11 protein-coding genes are annotated in these 20,613 nt (G+C 40.6%); 4 read left to right on the top strand and 7 right to left on the bottom strand.

Going from position 1 to position 20,613, the window contains the following annotated elements; translation table 11 throughout:
* Positions 1–17 precede the first annotated feature (17 nt).
* Positions 18–1,238, bottom strand: a complete 1,221-nt coding sequence (locus tag CV014_RS00855) for a damage-control phosphatase ARMT1 family protein (RefSeq protein ID WP_236140298.1) — start codon at positions 1,236–1,238, stop codon at positions 18–20.
* Between the two features lie 5 nt (positions 1,239–1,243).
* A complete protein-coding gene (locus CV014_RS00850; RefSeq protein ID WP_236140297.1) occupies positions 1,244–1,510 on the bottom strand; it encodes a Precorrin-3B methylase in 267 nt (88 codons plus the stop codon).
* A 225-nt stretch (positions 1,511–1,735) separates the two neighbouring features.
* On the opposite strand from CV014_RS00850, the gene CV014_RS00845 reads away from it, so the two are divergent.
* From CV014_RS00845 to CV014_RS00830, 4 genes are all read left to right on the top strand, one after another.
* Positions 1,736–2,323 (top strand): PEP-CTERM sorting domain-containing protein, encoded by a 588-nt coding sequence (locus CV014_RS00845; protein ID WP_236140296.1) that lies wholly within the window; start codon positions 1,736–1,738, stop codon positions 2,321–2,323.
* Between the two features lie 169 nt (positions 2,324–2,492).
* Positions 2,493–3,332, top strand: coding sequence for a hypothetical protein (locus CV014_RS00840; RefSeq protein WP_236140295.1), 840 nt, complete (start codon positions 2,493–2,495; stop codon positions 3,330–3,332).
* Positions 3,333–3,337: 5 nt separating this feature from the next.
* Positions 3,338–4,312 carry a hypothetical protein gene (locus CV014_RS00835; RefSeq protein WP_236140294.1) on the top strand — a complete coding sequence of 325 codons (975 nt, stop codon included), beginning with the start codon at positions 3,338–3,340 and terminating at the stop codon, positions 4,310–4,312.
* Positions 4,313–4,537: 225 nt separating this feature from the next.
* Entirely contained in the window at positions 4,538–6,286 is a 1,749-nt protein-coding gene (locus CV014_RS00830; protein WP_236140293.1) for a WD40 repeat domain-containing protein, read from the top strand.
* 3 nt (positions 6,287–6,289) lie between these two features.
* On the opposite strand, the gene CV014_RS00825 is transcribed toward CV014_RS00830, so the two are convergent.
* From CV014_RS00825 to CV014_RS00805, 5 genes are all read right to left on the bottom strand, one after another.
* On the bottom strand, positions 6,290–7,555 hold the full coding sequence (locus CV014_RS00825; RefSeq protein ID WP_236140292.1) for a hybrid sensor histidine kinase/response regulator: 1,266 nt from the start codon (positions 7,553–7,555) through the stop codon (positions 6,290–6,292).
* A 26-nt stretch (positions 7,556–7,581) separates the two neighbouring features.
* Positions 7,582–10,260 (bottom strand): hybrid sensor histidine kinase/response regulator, encoded by a 2,679-nt coding sequence (locus CV014_RS00820; protein ID WP_236140291.1) that lies wholly within the window; start codon positions 10,258–10,260, stop codon positions 7,582–7,584.
* A gap of 180 nt (positions 10,261–10,440) precedes the next feature.
* Positions 10,441–11,949: an ABC transporter substrate-binding protein gene (locus tag CV014_RS00815; protein WP_236140290.1), complete on the bottom strand. Its 1,509-nt coding sequence runs from the start codon at positions 11,947–11,949 to the stop codon at positions 10,441–10,443.
* A gap of 195 nt (positions 11,950–12,144) precedes the next feature.
* A complete protein-coding gene (locus CV014_RS00810; RefSeq protein WP_236140435.1) occupies positions 12,145–17,934 on the bottom strand; it encodes a trifunctional serine/threonine-protein kinase/ATP-binding protein/sensor histidine kinase in 5,790 nt (1,929 codons plus the stop codon).
* A gap of 74 nt (positions 17,935–18,008) precedes the next feature.
* Positions 18,009–20,613: GAF domain-containing sensor histidine kinase (locus tag CV014_RS00805; protein ID WP_236140289.1), on the bottom strand; the 2,605-nt coding region annotated here is incomplete at its 5' end.

Below are 20,613 nucleotides of genomic sequence, written 5' to 3'. Positions count from 1 at the left end.
TTATGTTTAATTTTATATTAACCTGAAGTTACTAACTGAATTACACCCCATTGCCCATTAGTTTGCCAATTCGGGTCAGATTGGGCAATTTCCTCGACGACTTCAGCTTTTAACCCGACAGCCACTTCCGATTTTAGGGTACGCAAGGCAACCATTGGTGCTGGTAAATAGCAGACTATATCTGCAATTGCTGTGGTCATATGCCAATGGCGATCGCCTAATAATCGTCGATAATTCGCATCCCCTTTAACTACAATTAAATTAGTCTTAGCTAATTCACTTCTAAGAGAGTTAGGTATTTCCCAAAATGCTAGAGGTGATGTCCAGAAAAAATCTTCAGATAAGACTAAGTTTCCTGATGCAATATGTTTTTGTAACCTATTAGCTACAGATTTTACTTGGGGATGATTAGTGGCGGCTAAAAAATTTGTCGTCTCATGCACATCCTTAATCATGGCATCAGAAACAAAAGTAGGATGAGGTTTTAAATGGAGGTAAACTTGATTAGCTAAATTACTACTTAATAAAAAATCTACTAAACACAAATCACAAATTAACTCAAACCCCGCATTATCTAAAATAATATCAATACGACCACCTGGATGATTAGTTACTAATTCACTAACTTGAGACGCATCATTAACTAGAATATGTGCCAGTTGATTTTGAATATCAAATCGGCTTCTATCTTCAGCAAAGGCTGACCATAAACTTAAATCAACTCGATTTCCCCATAAAGCAAAATATAGTAGTGCCGTCAGGGCAGTTTGTTCTGATTTCTCCCCATTATTGGCATCATCTAACCATTGATTCACCTGATGACATAAAAGAATTGTTGACTCAAGTGAAGTTTCTAAACCTTGATTTTTTTGTAATTGAAATGGGTCAATATTTTGCCAAATACTAGGGCGAAAGTAATGAGTAATCTCTAAAATTAACCGATAAAAATAAGTTTCTGCTAAGAACCAGGGAACGTCTAACCAACGTTGACCCTCGTAGGGATTGAGATATTCCTTCCAAGCCGCAAAATCTTTACCAGTATCATCAACAAGAGGTGGTAAATGTCCTATTGATAGTTCTGTCGCCAGACTTTCTAATCTGGTATTAATTGTAGATGAGAAATTATTTTCTGCAATCACTCGGCGAGCGATCGCAGGCATTCTTTGAGTAATTGTCAACTCAGTAAAAGAACCAACTTCTGCACCTATCAGTGATGGCGGTAGAGGTAATTTTGGCATGGACGTTATTTTGATTTACGACGTGATTTAGGTGGTGTGCGATGTGCGCCAAAATACTTTTCACTGCGATAACGTAACCACACCCGCAAAACTTCTGGGATTTGCTGTTTTTGTTCTTTAGTGAGTGTATTGTACAAAGCCAAAGCGCGATCGCGCTCACCCCTACAAGCAGCGTTGTTATGTGCATCCCAATAACTACGGGCGACTCGAATGCGCCGACAAACTTCTTTAATCAGTGCATCCCCCGTGAGGGGAGTGTCTTGGTTAGTCATAGTTTTAAAGGTAATGTCTAGAAGTCTACCAAGGATTTATCCCAATTTTGGATTATAAGCCTAGATTCATAAGTTCGTAGTCATCAAAAATCAACACCGCATCTCTAAATATTTTATCTTTATTTTTTATACATAATCCTTCAGTATATTTGATGTTAAACTGCCATTGGTTTTGAGTTGGGCTGTAGCTGAACTCAATCGGAAATATATGTGCGCCATCATACTATGAAAAATCTAGCTCTACTATCTGTCACAACCCTAGCTGCAACATCAGGATTAACTTTTGGAACTATCAATGCTGCCTCTGCTTTAACTTGGAAATGGAATTATTCTGGTGCTGGAATTACGGCGAGTGGTAATTTCATCACTAATGAAACTGCTGACAATTTGGGTTTTTACCAAATTTTGGGAATCACAGGTACACGCAACGGCGAAACCATCACGGGTTTACAACCAACAGGGACTCCAATACCAGGAAATGAGCCTTTTGAAGTAGATAATTTAATTAGCCTCAATCTTCAACAGTTAACAGGTGATGGTTTTGGCTATTCCACATCAGGGGGTAATTACTCTAGTCCGTTTTTCGCTAGTTTTCTGCCTATACCTGGCTATTTAGAGGTTTTTTCTGCACCACCTCTAACACCAGGTTCTGAAAATTTGGGGATAGAAGATAGTGAATTACCCATTAGCTTTTCTGCAAGTATCATCACTGTTCCTGAACCTACCTCCATCCTCAGCCTATTTGCCCTCGCTACCCTTGGTGCATCTTCAAAAATCAAAGTTAAGAAAAAACTGCAATTGTCTCAAAAGTAGTTAAAAAAAACTTTCCTAAAATCCTCAATAAAAAATTATCAATGCTCCTTCATTCACTGTTTTGAAGGAGTTAATTTTTCCTGACAAACTAACTAAATATATCTCATTTCGTAAAATATCATATTCAAAATGTATCTAACATCAGTCCCAACATTTGTCATAGCAGCATATGTATAACTATAACCAGTCTCCTTTTTCTTCCCCAGGATCTAACCCTGGTGCATGGGAAATCCGGCGTGGACAATATTTTAATTATGTAGTGCCTAACGGTTGGCGAGTAGTGGAAGATGGTCAATTTGCGGTTGTTCTCTCTTCACCAGACAATACCGCTTTGACAATTATGGTGGGCAATTCTGGATTGCCGATTAATTATCATCCTGGGCAATTTGTCTATGAGAAACTTTTGGCGATGCAGCCCTATGACTTACGGATGAGTCAACCCCGCCCAGCAAAACCGATGGCTGGATGTGCGATCGCTCACGAATGGGATTACACATCCTATTTCAATGGTATCCTTTACCGAGGGGTAGCTAAGTGCAGCATCGTACAAAGCTATAACATTTGTACAATGGTGATGACTTGTGCTGCTGCTTACGAATCACAGTGGTTTAACTATGCTTCATGGTTGCCACAAGTAGCAGAGCAAATTACGGCTACCAATGGGGCTGCTTTTGGTGTTCAGGGGATCATGGCGCAGAACATAGAAATCTCGCAAACAGAAGGGCAAAAATTCAGAGAATATCGTGAATGGTCAGAACGAACTTGGAATGAGGTAAACCATCAACGTCATGAATCGATAAATCGGCAAAATTTCCAATTTCGTGAGAATCTGGGCAATGTCAATACTTGGACAAACCCCTACGGATATCCTGATGTTGAGCTACCGACAAGCTACAACTACTTTTGGATGAATCGGCAAGGACAAATTTATGGTACTAATAACCCCAGTGAAAATCCGAACGTCGGCTCAACTCAAGATTGGACAAGAATGAATCGGTATCAGCCCTAAATGATATGAATTTATTACCTACATCTACCCCAAAAACATTTAGCCTGTTAAGTATTGGTCAACGAGGAGTAGGCAAAACGGTTTTTCTTGCAGGTAGCTACACAGAATTACATCCTGATAGCAACACAGACAATCCCCAACAGTTATGGTTCGATTGTCAAGATAGTGAAGTCCAAACCAATCTCGAAAAAATTAAGAATCTTGTAGCTCGTAGTGGTTCATATCCACCCCCTACAATTAAAATTACTAACTTTAACTTTAGTTTGCAGCGTCAAACCCAGTCAGGACAGGAAACTGTCTGTCATTTTCTCTGGTGGGATATCCCCGGCGAATTATGTAATATTCATAATCCCGAATTTCAGGAAATGATCCTGACTTCTAACGGTTGCTGTGTATTTATTAATGCGTATGCTTTAATACACGACAAAGATTATCCCAAAATCATCGAGGATATTTACAACCAAGTAGCGGCGATCGCCTCCGTAGTTTATAAGTACAATATCCCCTATGCTTTTGCACTGATTTTAACTAAGTGTGACTTGCTAGAACTCAACCCAGCAACTCAGCAACAGATAGAATCAAACCTACAACCCCTGACTATCTACCTCGATACTGTGAAAGCCAGCCACCAAATTTTCTATTCTGCAATACCAATTGTGTCTGTAGACGGTGTTTCGCGCCTCAAACCCCAAGGTGCAGCTAACCCTCTGCTGTGGCTACTATCACAGATAAATCAGTCAGGTAACAGCGCATCACCAGCCAATTTAGCCAGTGAAGTAACCCAGACTCCATCCCCTACGGAGAAAACACCAGCCAACAATCCCAAGTCAATTTTAATTTTGTATGCAGTCAGTGTAATTTTAGTAGGAGCGATCGCTGCACTATTTTTTGCCTTCAATGGATTAAAACCCTCACCCCAACCCAACACCCCCAACCAACAATCACTCAATCAGACTCTCAAGTTTGGGCATGGGGCATAGGGCATGGGGCATGGGGCATTGGGAATTGGGCATTGGGTTACAATCTTTACCTACACCTTTAATGAACCTTTTAATTGCGAATTGCGAATTGCGAATTGCGAATTGAAAATTCCCCCTCCAAATCTCTCTTGCTAACCTAACTCATTTCTCCAAATCAGTATGGTATCTTTGCGGCTAGGTCAACTTATACATACCAGTTTCCCAGTCGTGGGATTTAGAACTGTCGTGAGTGGAGGGATTACACAGGAAATTCAGCAAGCCTTTCTAGAACAGATAGTTTATCAATATTGGGATTCCTATGAACCACCAAGCCCAGGATATAGAGCCGCTTATCTACATCAGCTAAACTCAGAACAAAGTTTGTTTGGGTGGTTATATAACGATGGGTTAGATGACTTTGGGCGCAATGATGTTCCTTTTTTTATTTGTTATTATTTAGCAGGTAAATTACAGCCCATACAACTAGAAAATATTTTTATTTGTCTGTGTACAGGGCCTGTCAGGCTCATCAACAGAAATAATTTTCCAGAATGTATAGATAGCTTAGTCATACCTGATTTATGGAGTTACCAACCCGCTAGAATTGGGGTGAAGATTCCGCAAGCAATGACTGACAAAAGTCGGGTGTCTTTAGAAGATGGTGAATTAATTAAGTTATTTGTCTTTACTGTTGAGGAAAAAATCCAAGACAGTGCCATTTCTGATGAGCATTTATTGGCGGTCAGCGTCAATCAAAAGTCAGATAGTTTATTTTGTGTTCATGATTCCTTTCATAACGCTATTAGTCCACCTGAAACAATCAATACATCCTTAAAAGACCTGTCTATATCCTTACCATCAGCAGAAGAATATCAGCAAATACTTTTATCCAAAACACGTTTAAAAGATATTCCAAAACCTATTGTTATTTCACCTTTAAAATCAAATTTTATGCTGGGGATTATACTCAGCAATCTTTTAATTCTCACTTTAATCCTGCTTGGTTACTATATTTGGAAAGCCGCACCAGCAAATCATCCCATTCCACAAAATCGAGATGCTTTTTTACATTTTAATCAGAGTTCAAATACTCAAAATCAGATAGCAGTCAAAACTTTAAATGGTCATGCAGATGCAGTTTGGTCTGTGGTTCTGACTAAAAATGGACAGACTTTAGTGAGTGCGAGTGCAGATCAAACGATCAAAGTCTGGAATCTCAACACGGGCAAGGTTGTACGCACCTTATCAGGACATAGTAACATTGTCAGGGCGATCGCTCTGAGTAGAGATGAAAAAACCCTAGTCAGTGCTGGGGGAGACAGTACAATCAAAGTTTGGAATTTTCAAACCTTAGAGTTGATGCGGACAATCACTCTCGATCCCGTCCCAGTTTGGTCACTAGCAATCAGCAATGATGGACAGATTCTTGTTAGTGGTAACGGCGACGGTACAATTAAAGCCTGGAATCTCTACACAGGTAAACTACTGCACACATTTTTGGGACATCGAGGTCGAGTTTTTTCTGTAGCGATGAGTCCTGATGGCAAAACTTTTGCGACTGGGGGAATTGACAAAACATTGAAGATTTGGGATTTGCAGACGGGTAAACTGGTAAAAGAAATCACCCAACATGAAGATGCAGTGAGAGCCGTAATTTTTAGCCGTGATGGTCAAACATTAGCTAGTGCTAGTTGGGATCAAACCATTCGGCTTTGGAATGTGCAGACAGGCGAACTACTCCACACCCTAACGGGACATGATGCCAGGGTAGTAACTCTAGCTTTAGGATTTGATCACCAAACCTTAGTTAGTGGTAGCCTAGACAACACCGTCAAGATTTGGGATATGTCAACAGGTAAATTATTGCATACTCTTTCTGGCCATTCTGATTGGATTTTAGCGATCGCCACTAACCCAGCCAAACAAATTATCGCCAGCAGCAGTAGAGACAAAACTATCCGCATTTGGCAACTAGATACCCAGAATCATCACTAATTTTTAAAGTGGAAGCTGAATCAAAAACTCAGTACCTTGACCAAGGATAGAATGACAACTCAACTGGCCACCGTGGCTTTCTTCAATAATTTGTTTAGCTATAGCCAAGCCTAAACCTGTACCTTTACCGACAGCTTTAGTAGTAAATAAATGGTCAAAAATTCTTGCTTTAACTTCTTCACTCATACCCTTGCCATTATCATGAATTGAGATTTTTACATAGTTATTTTCAATTAATGTTTGCACAATAATTCTATGTGAATTAGATTGTATTTCCTGATAACTATAACCTTCAGTTGATTCATCTAATGCGTCGATGGCATTCGCCAAAATATTCATAAATACTTGATTTAGCTGACCGGGGAAACATTCTACTTCCGGTAAATCACTGTATTTTGTAATAACTTCAATCGCTGGGCGTTGTTCGTTGGCATTGAGACGGTGTTTGAGAATTAAAAGAGTGCTATCAAGACCTTCATGGATGTTAAAATATAGTTTCTGGTCGCTATCCGCACGCGAAAAAGTCCGCAGACTTTTACTGATAGATGTAATGCGATCGCCTCCATCTCTCATGGCGCGAATGAGTTGCGGTAAATCTTCTCGAACATAGTCAAGATCAATTGCGGCTAATTCATTGTCAATTTCCGCACCGGGTTGAGGTAATTTCTCTTGATAGAGGTCGATGATGTGTAATAAATCCCGGATATAATCTTGGATAGCACCGACATTGCCGACAATAGCACCGATGGGGTTATTAATTTCATGGGCAACCCCAGCCACTAATTGACCTAATGCTGAAAGTTTCTCTTTTTGTACTAGTTGTACTTGAGCCTGTTGTAAAGCTTGGGTACGTTCGGCAACTTGGTATCCTAAATTATCTGTCAACTGTTTGAGTCGCCAGTGAATTTTGACCCGTGCTAAAACTTCTGTTTCTGCAAAGGGTTTGGTGATATAGTCAACTGCACCGAGTGATAAACCTTTGACTTTATTTTCCGTATCGGCTAAAGCCGTCATAAAAATGACGGGAATGCTTTCTGTTGCTGGGTTTGCCTGGAGACGACGACAAGTTTCAAAACCATCCATGTTTGGCATTTCTACATCAAGTAAAATTAATTCTGGATGGTTGCGTTCTACTTGGGCAAGGGCATCTTCCCCATCAACGGCCATACGGACTTTATAGCCAGCACTTTTTAAAGATTGAGACAACACAGATAAGTTAGTAGGGTTGTCATCCACAATTAAGATAAACGGTTGGTTTGTAGATAGCATAGGTTTTGGTTTCCAATGTAAGAATGTTAAGAAAGGTATTTTTGAATAAATGCTCGTAGCTGTTTGATTTGGCAACCCTCAACCATACGGATAATTTCTTGGCTAAATGCAGTAGTATTTTCACCCTGGAGTTGCTGGACGACTTCGATGATGCCGTCTAGTTCTCCGTCTTGGGCTAGTTCCCAGAGTTGCTGCAAGATAGCGGTTTCCGGTGGCTGGATTTCACTAATGACAATTTCTGGTTGCGGTGGTGCGGTGGAATTTTCATATATCCAATTTAATTGCAGATATTTTTCCAGAAGTGAGAATAAAGTTTCTGCTTGTACTGGTTTAGGTAAAAAATCGTTACCCCCAGAAGTGAGGCTTTTGTGGCGATCAATATCAAAGATACTGGCAGAGGAAACCAAAACTATGAGGTTTTGCAACTGGGAATGGGAACGCAATTTTTGCAAAAACTCAAATCCATCCATTACAGGCATTGCTAAGTCAGTAATAATTAAATCTGGTGATTGTTGCAAGGTTAACTCAATTGCTTCTAGTCCGTTGCTGGCTTCGATGATTTCAAAGCCGATGGGTTCGAGGAGATTCAACAAGACCGAACGATTTTCCCAACGGTCATCAATTACTAAAATTTTACGTTTTGCACCGACATAACCCTTAATTACACCTTGGGAAACTACTCTAGAAGCCGCAGCCCAATCTTTAATTGCTTCTAGTTCCACTTCAAACCAAAAGCTACTACCCACACCGGGAGTGCTTTGCACATGAATCTCACTCTGCATCAGCGAGATAATTTGTTGAGTAATTGCTAACCCTAACCCTGTTCCCTCGGTTTGCTTTTTCGTATCGCCCACTTGCTCAAAGGGGAGGAAAATTTTAGCAATTTCTTCTGGAGTCATACCAGCCCCAGTATCTTCTATGTGAAAGCGAATTTTCTGGTTGTTTGAGGTAACTTTAAGGGTGACACTACCGCGATCGGTAAATTTAATCGCATTTCCCAATAAATTGATCAAAACTTGCCGCAGACGTTTTTCATCCGCAGCAATTCCTACTGGTAATTGAGTATCTGTGTGGAAGTTGAAAGCAATACCTTTTTGTTCCGCCCGAATGCGATTAATTTCCACCACACTTTCTAGAAAGGAAGGAAAATGAAAGGGGACGGGATGGAGTTCGAGTTTCCGAGCTTCGATTTTGGCGAGGTCGAGGACATCATTAATCAAACTCAAAAGATGACTACCACATTGATAAATGATGTCAATTCCATTACGGGCTTTGGGTGTCAGGGATTCATTGCGCTGTAATATTTGGGCATAACCCAGAATGCCATTGAGTGGGGTACGTAATTCATGGCTCATATTGGCGAGAAATTCGCTTTTCGCTTGGTTGGCGGTGTCGGCTAACAGCTTGGCCTCTTGGAGTTCTGCTGTGCGATCGGCTACTCGTTGCTCTAAATTAGCAAACACCGCCTGAAGTTGATTCGACATTTCTAAAAATCTGTTAGCCAATGTGGTAATTTCACTAGCTCCAGAATGTTGCTCAGTAGACAACAATAATTCTGGATCACTCCATTCCCCTTTCGCCAGTTTTTCGGCAGCAGCAGTTAATCGCGTCATGGGGGTGGAGATATTACTTGACACTCGTATTGCCCAAATAATTACACCCCCGGCGGTGATCAATCCCAATAGCAACAGGTTAAAGGTATGTTGATTTACAGGTTTGAGGAACAACCCTTGCGGACGCACGAACGCAACTAGCCAAGGCTGAGTTTTCATCCGTCCGACAACCCCGGCATAAAGGGTTTTGTTGCGAGTTGTCAGATAGGCGGTGAAGTAGGGTGCGGCGGTATCTATTTGAGAAACTCCCTTCTCAAAGTCTGGCAAGTTGGTTACGTGATCTATGGGTTGGCGGGGTAAACGATTCTGAGACTGTAATTGAGCCAGGCGATTAGAAGTTAAAGGAACAAGTGGATGAAACAAGTGTTTTGTCGGTGCTTCTTGATCTACGTGGTCAGCTTGTGCCAAGCGAAGATGGTTTTCATCGAGCAAAATAGGAAAAGAAAAATCTCCAGCTAGTTGGTTGTTTTGCAGTATCAACTGTTGCAAAATAGCCGCACTATATTGACTACGCAATACGCCGATCACTTTGCCAGTATCAGGATTGCGGATCGATTGACTGAAATAAAAATATGGTTTGTTATCCACAGAGGAGAACTCAACTGCCGAGACAAAGGGTTCTCCGGTTTCCAGTGCGGTTTGAAAATATTGATAGTTCGCCTCAGACTTTCCTTGCAACTGGGGATTTGTATCTAAGATGTTCTGCCCTTGCAAATTCAAGATGGCGTAGGAGGTAATAAAAATACGGTCTTTGTTTTGTAAGGTGTTGAGGATTTTTAAAGTAGCTTGATGTTGTGCGGCTGTTGGGGGATTGTTTGGCGATCGCTCCAGATAATTCACTAAATCCGGTAGTTGTTTTTCCGTGGCGATTACCTTCAAATTCGCCTGCATAAAGGCATCAATCTGAGCCGCAGTTTGAGAAGCCGCAGATTCTAATGATTGGTTTGCTGTCTCTAGGAGTGCTTTACGGGTAGTTTGTTGATTCCATAGTGCTAATGCTCCCATTGGCACTAAAGCAATCAATAGAAATGCTGAGAGCAACTGATAGCGTAAACTTTTTTGGGTGAGGGATTGAGTCTGTGTGTGGGTCATAAAACTTTCTCAGTTGGGCTAATGGTGAGGAGAATCAAAAAGCAGGGGGGCAGGGAGCAAGGGAGCAGGGGGAAAATCAAAAAGCAGGGGAGCAGGTATTAGCGAAGCGGAACATAGTTCGGTTTGTACCTTTAGTTATCCCTGTCCCCTGCCTCTTATCAACGGTTTTTTTGAATGACATCAAGCTGATTTAGCGGCGGCGGCTAGTTTAGCCATCTGCTCGACTGTTGTTTTTACCGTTTGTTGTTGAGTGACCATTTTGCCCAGTTCTATGGGAAAGTCGCCATTTGCTAGTTGCGCCCAGTTGGGTAAATGGGGTTCTGTACCCATCCGATTAAGAATGGCATCAAGCACTACCTCCATGTGTCGTCGCGTTGTTGTTGAGGTGATTTGTCCCTGTTGTTGAGTTTTTGGGTACTCATAGGTACTTCTGCGGATGCCACTTGAGCCTGCTTCGAGACTGGCTAACAGACTAATTTCTGGACTCGTAATCCATTGCAGAAACACCCAAGCTGCATCTATATCTTTGCTGTAGCGAGAGAGCATTAAACAGCTACCACCTTGGTGACTAATACCAGGGACTTCCCCAAAACCGCATTCTGATGGCGATCGCAATGCGACTTCTCTAGGACAGGGTGCGGCTTCTGCTAAACCAACAATCTTGGAGATTTTAGGATCATCAAACCCAGGAAAAAATTCCCCCCAGGAAATGTAAATCCCGGCTCGTCCCTGGATGAAAGCATTGGCCTGTCCATACCAATCAGATACACGGGATGGGGGAGCCATATATTGCCCTAGTTCCATCATGTATTCCAAGCCGGCGATCGCTTTGTCATCATTAATCGCAGGTTGTTCATCAGCACCAAACACCGAGCCGCCAAATGCCCATAGCCAAGAAGTCATGTCGCAGTTCAAAGCATAGGAACCCGGTAGCCATTGCCCAGTTGTCCCAGCCATTTGGGGCGATTTTGCTTGATGAATGGCTTTCACCACTTCTAAATATTCCGACATGGTGGTGGGTACTTTTAACCCCAACTCCTGCAACACATCCCGGCGATACATCATGATAAAGATGGGAACATCAATGGGAATCCCGCCCAATTGCCCTTTGTAGGAAGCAACGTTATCTAACAGGGGTTTGAGGATGTCGTCAAAATTGTAGCCGGGATAGGCAAAATCTTTTTTATCTAACAGGCTTTTGGGGTTAACACTGTCATTAATAAACCGTCCAATCCAGGCTTGATCAACGTAGAAAATATCATGCACCCCGGCTTGTCGGGCTGTATCTTGGGTGATGCGGGCGAGGACGCGATCGAGTGGTAGCAAACTCCATTCCACTTCGATTCCCGTCAACGGAGTAAACTGTTGTTTGGTAATCCTTGAGATTGCCTGACAGGATGCCATATCTTCTGTGACAATCCGCAGGGTTTTACCCTTGAGAGATTTGCCAATTTCTTTGAGAAACTGTTTTTGCTCCAAGGTGAGCAGATCGGCTAGTTGCAATGCAGTGGTTTGAGGCGATCGCTTGTTTACAGTCTGACTGCAACCACTCAAAAACCGGGTGCTACTAAAACCAAAGCCAGCCAATCCTAAAAATTTCAGGAACTCACGACGGTTAAGTCTGCCCTGATGAAATTGTTTAACTGCTTTGGCTACAGCTAAACGCTGTTGATAATCTGCGTCATTCATGAAAATACATCTGAGCGAAATTTTTAAAAGTATTATTTAAATCAAGTAATACCAATTTAAGAAAAGAATGCGACAGAGAGAAATCAGGAAAGTCTTACTGGAGCTAGATTTCTTAATTGCGAATTGCGAATTGGTATGAGGTAAAACTATTGTCAAAACCCCAGTATTGAGTATTCCCAGATACGCTCAGAAATTTCAAAATACTGGAATTTCCACCACAAACTCAGTACCTTTACCCACAACAGAATGACAAGTTAACTTACCACCGTGAGTATCTTCAACGATTTGTTTAGCTATAGCCAAGCCTAAACCTGTACCTTTACCCACTGCTTTAGTAGTAAATAAATGGTCAAATATCTTTTGTTGTATCTCTGCACTCATCCCTTTACCGTTATCAGTAATGGAGATTTTTGCATATTTATCAGCCATTGATGTGGTAATCGTAATGGAGTTAGGATGAGCTTGAATTTCTGCAAAACTCCGGGCGTGACTTGATTCATCTAAAGCATCAATGGCATTAGCTAAAATATTCATAAATACCTGATTCAATTGCCCAGGAAAACATTCTACTTGGGGTAAATCACCGTAGTTAGTGATTACCTCAATTGCGGGACGTTGTTCGTTGGTTTTGAGACGATGTTTGAGGATTAAGATTGTGCTATCAATACCTTCGTGAAGATTAAATGGTACTTTGTAATCTCTATCAGCACGAGAAAAAGTGCGGAGGGAAGTGCTGATATTTTTTAATCTATCGCACGCCATTGCCATAGAATCCAGCATTTTAGGCAAGTCTTCTATGGTATATTCCAAATCAATTTCTGACTCATGGTCAAGGATTTCTTCAGTTTTATTGGGGAAACTATCTTGATAGAGTTTTAAGTGTGCAAAAATATCAGCAAAAGTGGGTTTAGCTTGTTTGAGACTAGCAGCAATAAAGCCCAAAGGATTATTCATTTCGTGGGCGACACCAGCCACTAAATTACCTAAAGCAGACATTTTTTCACTTTGGACGATTTGTAATTGTGCCTGTTGCAAAGCTAGTTCCGCTTGTTTGCGTTCACTAATATCCAGTAACAAGCCATCCCAAACTAACGTGCCATCCACCAGTCTTTCGATGCGTGCTTCACCGTGAATCCACTTAATAATTCCAGAAGGTGTAATAATTCGCCCCTCCCACAGCCAAGGAGTTAAGGTTTGAGCTGAATTTGCAACCGACTGATGATAAGATTCAACATCTTCTGGATGTCCCATATCCAGAATGATCTGTACATTGGCGATCGCTTGTTCGGCAGTGATTTCATAGAGATCATAACAGTCGCTACTCATATACGGCATTGACACTGAACCATCAGAGGCCATGATGAATTGATACACTACACCAGGAACGTTATCCACAAGATTATGGAAGCGGGATTGAGCAATGCTTAACTCATGGAGCGATCGCTCTAGCTGTTGGCTGTATTCCTGAGAACGTTCATAAAGTCGGGCATTTTCTAGAGAAATTGCTGCTTGAGCGCAAAGTAAATTCAACAGTTCGACGCGATCGCTGGTAAACGCTCCCTTGGCTAAGTTATTTTCTAGATATAAAATTCCCAGCAACTTACCTTGATGCAAAATCGGGCTACACAAAATACTCTGAGGTTGCTGACGGATAATATAGGGGTCATTGGCTAAGGTGGTATCTGCGGTTGCATCCAATAAGACTACGGTGTACTGACTATGCTTGACTTTGTAAATGAGTTTGTGGGGAATGTCTTGACTGTCTACAATGGGAAGATTTTGTAAAACAATCGGTTGCGTTCCTTGGGTAATTGCACCTTGAATGAATAGATGATTGTCTTGCAGCAGCATTAATACGCACTTATCAGCCCCAGCACTTTCAATCACGATGGAAAGTAACGATGACAGTAGTTTGTCTAGTTCGATTTTCCCAGAGATAGTTTGAGATGCTTTGAGAATTGCTTTTAAATCTAACGTATCTAAGACATTGCTGCTAGAACTTGAAGAACTGGTAGATGTCACATTCCCCAAGCTGATGATAGTTTCGTTAGTAGAAACCACACAACGACTTTGCTTTAATATCGGGGCGAGTAATTGGGGATAGCGTTTTTCTAGGTCTATGACTTTGGCTTTTGCTCCCCAACGAGCATAACAATAGTAAGCTTCAATCATGTATTCTTGTGCTAAACGCTGTTTGCCCCAATTTAGGTATAATTTAGCGGACAGTTCATTAGCTAGTGCTTCTTCTTGGATATATTCATTGGCTTTCGCTAAAGATATTGCCCGATCGTACAGTTCGCTGGCTGCGGCTTTATGTCCGAAAATGCGACATTTTTCCGCCTCTACTAAATCAAACTTATGCTGATGATTCATGGGTGCATGGTGCGCCCATAGTTGTAATTGAGCTTGGTTTTTTTCTACCCTTTCTAAGAGGCTTGATTTTTCACCGGAGGCTTGACTTAATTGTGCTAAGGCAATTAACGAATCATAAAAATAAACAGTAGGTTCACCAATTGTCCCCACGCCTCCCATGAAATAGTTTTTACACTCAAAGGCATAATTGTTAGCTTGCTCAATATCCTCAAATAAAAAGCAAAGGGTCAATTTATAAGAGTAGAAAAGAAATAATCCATAGAAATCATTTGCAGACATTAGCAAGGGAAGAAATTCTGTTTCTTTGAGAGCGGAGCCAGATAAAATAGTAGAATGCTCTGCAAAACCTAGTAAATTTAAAATTACTTGCCAATAAATTACACAATAATTAGCTGTTCCCAACTGCTTCAATTGCACTAAAGCATTGTAGTAGGTGTGGATTTCTCGTTCTAAGGTAGCAAGGGATTGACCGCACCAAAAAGAATATCCGCAGAAAGTATGACCACTATATGCAGTGTATTCCAGGTTGCCAACTTCTAGCCCCGTGGTGTAACTTTCACTCAAGAGGGGTAGTGTTTCTTTGAGGTGAGATTTGCGGTGAAAAATATAACTGCTCAACAGAAATAATACTTCAGGTTTGGTGGTTTTATCATCAAAATTTGATGCTACATCCAATGATAATTGTCCAAATTGTACCGCCAAATCTATATTTTGCTGCATATTACAAAGAACTAAACTATAGCAAGCATAGTTAGTTGCAGAAATAGATGTATTGCCATACTCAATGAATAATTTGACTAATAAGGTAGCTAGTAATGGATACAAAGGAGATCCACAGGTGTAAGCTGCTGACATGATGCTGCTAGTAATCTGGGCAATGGCAATTTTGTTTGCATCTGTCATCACCGGGAGATTGACAAAATCTGTAACTGGGCGATCGCCAATCAGGTTACTAATTTCTTGCATTGACTGTTGAATATCTTCTGGTGTGGGCGATTCATTGATTGTTACGCCCAACTTTTGCAGAAGTTCTATCCCAATTTTCAACACTTCAATTAGTTGACGCTGGGAGGTTTTTGATTGAATTATCAAACGATAAACATTGACCTGTTCCAGTAAAGAATGTGCCTGTTTAATGACAGTCTCAATTAAATCTTCCATCTCCTCAAACTCACCACTCAGCATGGCAACTTCTGCCGCTAGTTCATGGAAGGCAAGACTCATTTCATACTGCTGTTGCCAAGCATTTTCTCCTAACAAATATAATCCCACAGTGGCATATTCACGGGCTGCTTTATAGGCGGTAGAATTTTTGGCTTTGCGACAGGCGGTGAGGTTAAGTCGGGCTAGTTCTGTGCGTTGTGTTTGTTCACTAATTAAAGAAGTTCCATAATTTAATTGATTGACTATTTCAAAAATGCGTTCAACTCTTGCATCAGGAGAAATTTGTTTTAGAAGTAGTTGACCAATTTGATAGTGAGTTGCTTGTTTTTGGACATGAGGAATCAAAGAATAGGCCGCTTGCTGGACGCGATCGTGTATAAATCTATAGGCAATAGTTTGTTGATTTGTCGATATGTCTATAATCTTTTCTTGACCGACATAAAACTTATAAACATCACCAATTGGTACAATTAAACTTTCTTGTAGTGCTTTCCATAAGCAAGCTGCTGCTTCAGTTTGAGATTGTTCCGCCACAATTGCTAAAGTTGCTAAATCAAAAGAATTACCAATACAAGCTGCCAGTTGGATGATTTCTTGTGTTGATGGTGGGAGTTTATGCAATTGCAAAGTCATAAAACTCACAACATCATCTGTAATTGCTTGTGCTTTTAATTGGGAAATATCACATTGCCAACATCCTAAATCAAAATCAAATTGAATCAGTGCCTCTTGATGTAATGCTTTGAGAAAACGTGTAGCAAAAAATGGGTTGCCTTGAGTTTTCTGATAGATTAATACAGAAAGATTCCATCCTAAATCTTCTGGACATTTAAGTGTATCAGCCACTAATTTATTTACTTGTACTTGACTCAGTGGTGCTAAAGTAATCGTGTTAATTGTGGCTTGTGTTTTGTGGATTTCACTCAAGGTCATTAATAATGGATGTCCGAGACCGACTTCGTTATCACGGTAGGCACCAATAATGAAAAGATACCTGGTATTAGTCATTAATAGCTGCATTAACTTAAGTGATGCGGAATCAGCCCATTGTAAATCGTCTAAAAACATCACTAAGGGATGTTCTTGAGCTGTAAAGACTTGGGTGAATTTTTGAAATAATAAGTTAAAGCGATTTTGGGCGGCTGTTCCTGATAATTCTGATGTTGCTGGTTGTTGCCCAATAATGTTTCCTAATTCGGGAATGACTTCAATTATTACTTGTCCATTTTCGCCTACAGCCTCTAATATTTTATTTCTCCACTGCTGAATTTGGACATCGCTTTCGGTCAATAATTGCCCCATTAAATCACGGAAGGCTTGCACAAATGCCGAAAAGGGAATATTCCGTTGAAATTGGTCATATTTACCTTTAACAAAATAGCCCCGTTGTCTGACAATGGGTTTATGCACTTCGTTGACAACCGCAGTCTTCCCAATTCCAGAGAACCCAGCTACCAGCATCATTTCTGTTGCACCAAGGCTAACTCTATCGAAGGCTTCTAGTAGGGTATTGACTTCAGCTTCTCGTCCATAAAGTTTATCAGGGATGATAAAGCGATCGCACAAATCCTGACTCGCAATTTCAAAGTCTTCTATCCCTCCACTTTCTCTTAGCTGAATCAGACATTTTTTTAAATCAAATTTTAACCCTAATGCACTCTGATATCTATCTTCAGCATTCTTCGCCATCAATTTATTGACGATTTCCGAGATGACTGAGGGAATATCTGAATTAATTTTATGTATGAGTGGCGGAATTTTCGCAATATGAGAATGCACCAATTCCATTGGATCATTTGTTGTAAATGGTAATTTGCCAGTGAGTAATTCATAAAAAGTTACACCCAGAGAATAAAAATCTGTGCGATAGTCAATTCCTCGATTCATCCTCCCTGTCTGTTCGGGAGAGATATAAGCCAGTGTTCCTTCTAAAACATTGGGGTTAACAAGGGTTTGAGTTTCTCTAGGTAATAATGATGCAATACTAAAGTCGATTAACTTAACTTGTTTAGTGTCGGGATTAATTAAGATATTGCTGGGTTTAATATCTTTATGAATAATTCGCTCATGATAGAGTAAGTCTAGGATGTCGCACAGGGCGATCGCGATCGCTAAAAATTCCTCTAAAGAGTCAACGTGCCGATGTTTGCTGAAATAATCCTTGAGAGAAATTCCGCCAAAGTCTTCCATAACTAACATATAGCCATTACGTAAGGGTTCAAGGCTATAGGTGTGAATAATCACAGGTGAGTTGAGATTTTTGCCGATGGTGTATTGATTGCGAAATAACAACAGTTCGCTAAAACTGGGATAAGGATTTTTCAGGAGTTTGATCACTACTGGTAGTGAGTCGCTGTCTCTGACTGCACGATAAACCAGTGTTCTCGAACCGTTGTAGAGTTCTTCACTAATGCGATATCCGGGAATTTCCAAAATAGTGTCAATCATCATACCTAAATCTAGAAAATGTCTTGATTTAGTATTCCCAAACGCTCAACACTACTATGTAATGACGTAAAAATTTACACTGGTAGTTGGATGATAAATTCTGTCCCTTCACCTAGAACAGAATTGACTGTGATTTTACCGCCGTGTTTTTCTGCGACAATTTGTTTAGCTATAGCCAAGCCTAAGCCTGTACCTTTACCGACAGATTTAGTAGTAAATAAATGGTCAAATATTTTGTGTTTTACTTCTTCGCTGATGCCTTTACCATTATCCAAAATGGAAATTTTGACAAATTTATCGACTATTGATGTGGTAATTGTAATGGTGTTAGGATGAGCTTGAATTGCTTCAAAACTCCTACCGTGATTTAATTCATCTAAGGCATCAATGGCATTGGCTAAAATGTTCATAAATACCTGATTTAATTGCCCAGGAAAACATTCTATTTGGGGTAAATCGCCGTAGTTAGTGATTACCTCAATTGCAGGACGTTGTTCGTTGGCTTTGAGACGGTGTTTGAGAATTAAGATGGTACTATCAATACCTTCATGAAGATTAAATGGCACTTTGTAATCTCTATCAGCACGGGAGAAAGTGCGGAGGGAAGTGCTGATATTTTTTAATCTATCACACGCTATTGTCATAGAATCGAGCATTTTGGGAAAGTCTTCTATGGTATATTCCAAGTCGATTTCTGACTCATGATCGAGGATTTCTTCAGTCTTGTCGCTGAAGGTTTCTTGATAGATTTTCAAATGTTCAAGAATATCGGCAAAGGTGGGTTTAGCTTGTTTGAGACTAGCAGCAATAAAGCCCAAAGGATTATTCATTTCGTGGGCGACACCAGCCACTAAATTACCCAAAGCAGACATTTTTTCACTTTGAATGATTTGTAATTGTGCCTGTTGTAAAGCCAGTTCCGCTTGTTTGCGTTCACTGATATCTAACATGATGCAATCCCACACATGACTACCATCCACAAGTTTGCGGATGTAGCCTTCCGCATGAACCCACTTAACAATTCCAGAAGGTGTTAAAATTCTACCTGACCATTGCCCAGAAGTCAGAGTCGTAATTGCGCTTCCTAGTGCCTGTTGGAAATTTGTAATATCTTCTGGGTGAACTATATCCATGAGAGCCTGAACATTAGCATTCATTTGCTGGGCTGGGATTTCCCATAATTGATAACAGCCTGCACTGATATAAGGTAAAGATTGTTCCCCATTAGTAGACAAATGAACTTGATAAACAACCCCAGGAAGATTATCTACCAAGTTATGAAAGCGAGAATTGCTTGCGCTCAATTCATCAAGCGATCGCTGTAATTGTTGGGCGGATTCCTGAGCAAGTTGATAAAGTCGGGCATTTTCTAGGGAGATTGCAGCTTGCGCGCAGATGAGGTTGAGTAGTTCGATGCGATCGCTCTTAAACGCTCCCTTTACTAAATTATTTTCTAGATATAAAATCCCCAGTAATTTGCCTTGATTCAAAATCGGGCTGCACAAAATACTCTGAGGCTGCTGACGGATAATATAGGGATCATTGCTTAAGGTAATATCTGCGTTTGCATCTAGTATCACTACAGTTTGTTGGTTGTTTTTAACTTTGTAAATCAGCTTCTGGGGAATATCTTGACTGTCAGCAATGGCAAGACTTTGCAACACAATGGGTTGTGTTCCTTGAGTAATTGCGCCTTGAATTAATAGATGATCGTCTTGCAGCAGTATTAATACACATTTGTCAGCCCCAGCATTTTCAATCACAATAGAAAGTAAGGATGAAAGCAGTTTTTCTAGTTCGATTTCCCCGGAGATAGTCTGAGATGCTTTGAAAATTGCTGTTAAATCGAGGGTATGTGAGACACTGCTGCTAGAAGCCGAAGAACTACTTTTTGTGACAGTCCCCACGGTGAAGATAGTTTCATTAGTGGAAACAACAGCACGGCTTTGCTGTAAGATGGAAGCGAGTAATTGGGGATAGCGTTTTTCTAAGTCGGCAATTTTGGCTTTTGCTCCCCATCGGGCATAACAATAATATGCTTCCTGCATATAACCTACGGCGACTTTCTCCTTCCCCGAAGCAAGATAAAATTTTGCAGCTAATTCGTTAGCTAAAGCTTCTTCTTGGATATAGCCATTGGCTTTAGCACCTGCGATCGCGCGATCGTAGTAATCCATTGCTGCATATATCTTCCCTAATACCCGATATTGCTCGGCTTCCACCAAGTAAAACTTGTGTAAATAGTTGACGGGTGCATGGTGTGACCATTTTTTCAGCTTATTCTGGTTGTCAATGACTTGCTGTAGGTTTGAGTCTTGATTGTTGGGTAATGTAGCCAGATGAGTCAAGGAATCGTAGAAGTGAAATACAGGTACCGTAAAACAACCAGATACTCCACGTAAATATTTTTTAGCCTGAGTGGCAAATTCAATAGCTGATTCCCACTCATGAAACAAGTAACAAAGGATTAATTTATTAACATAGAGTGTTCCCATTGCGTAAAGATCGTTCGCTTTCTCATGCAAGGGCAACATAATTTTTTCGTCATAAATTGCGCCTTGAATTTCCCAAGGATGTTGATTAGGAGCGAGTAAATTGGTAACGCATTGGTAAAGAATTCTCAGATAGTTATAAGCAACTTCCTGTTTAAGTTGCTCCAGTGCTTGGTGATAAAGTTGT

Source organism: Nostoc sp. CMAA1605, from assembly GCF_021596505.1.
In the GTDB taxonomy this organism is placed as follows: Bacteria; Cyanobacteriota; Cyanobacteriia; order Cyanobacteriales; family Nostocaceae; genus Trichormus.
Note: the sequence above shows the minus strand (reverse complement) of the source record. Positions and strands in the feature narration are given on the sequence as shown.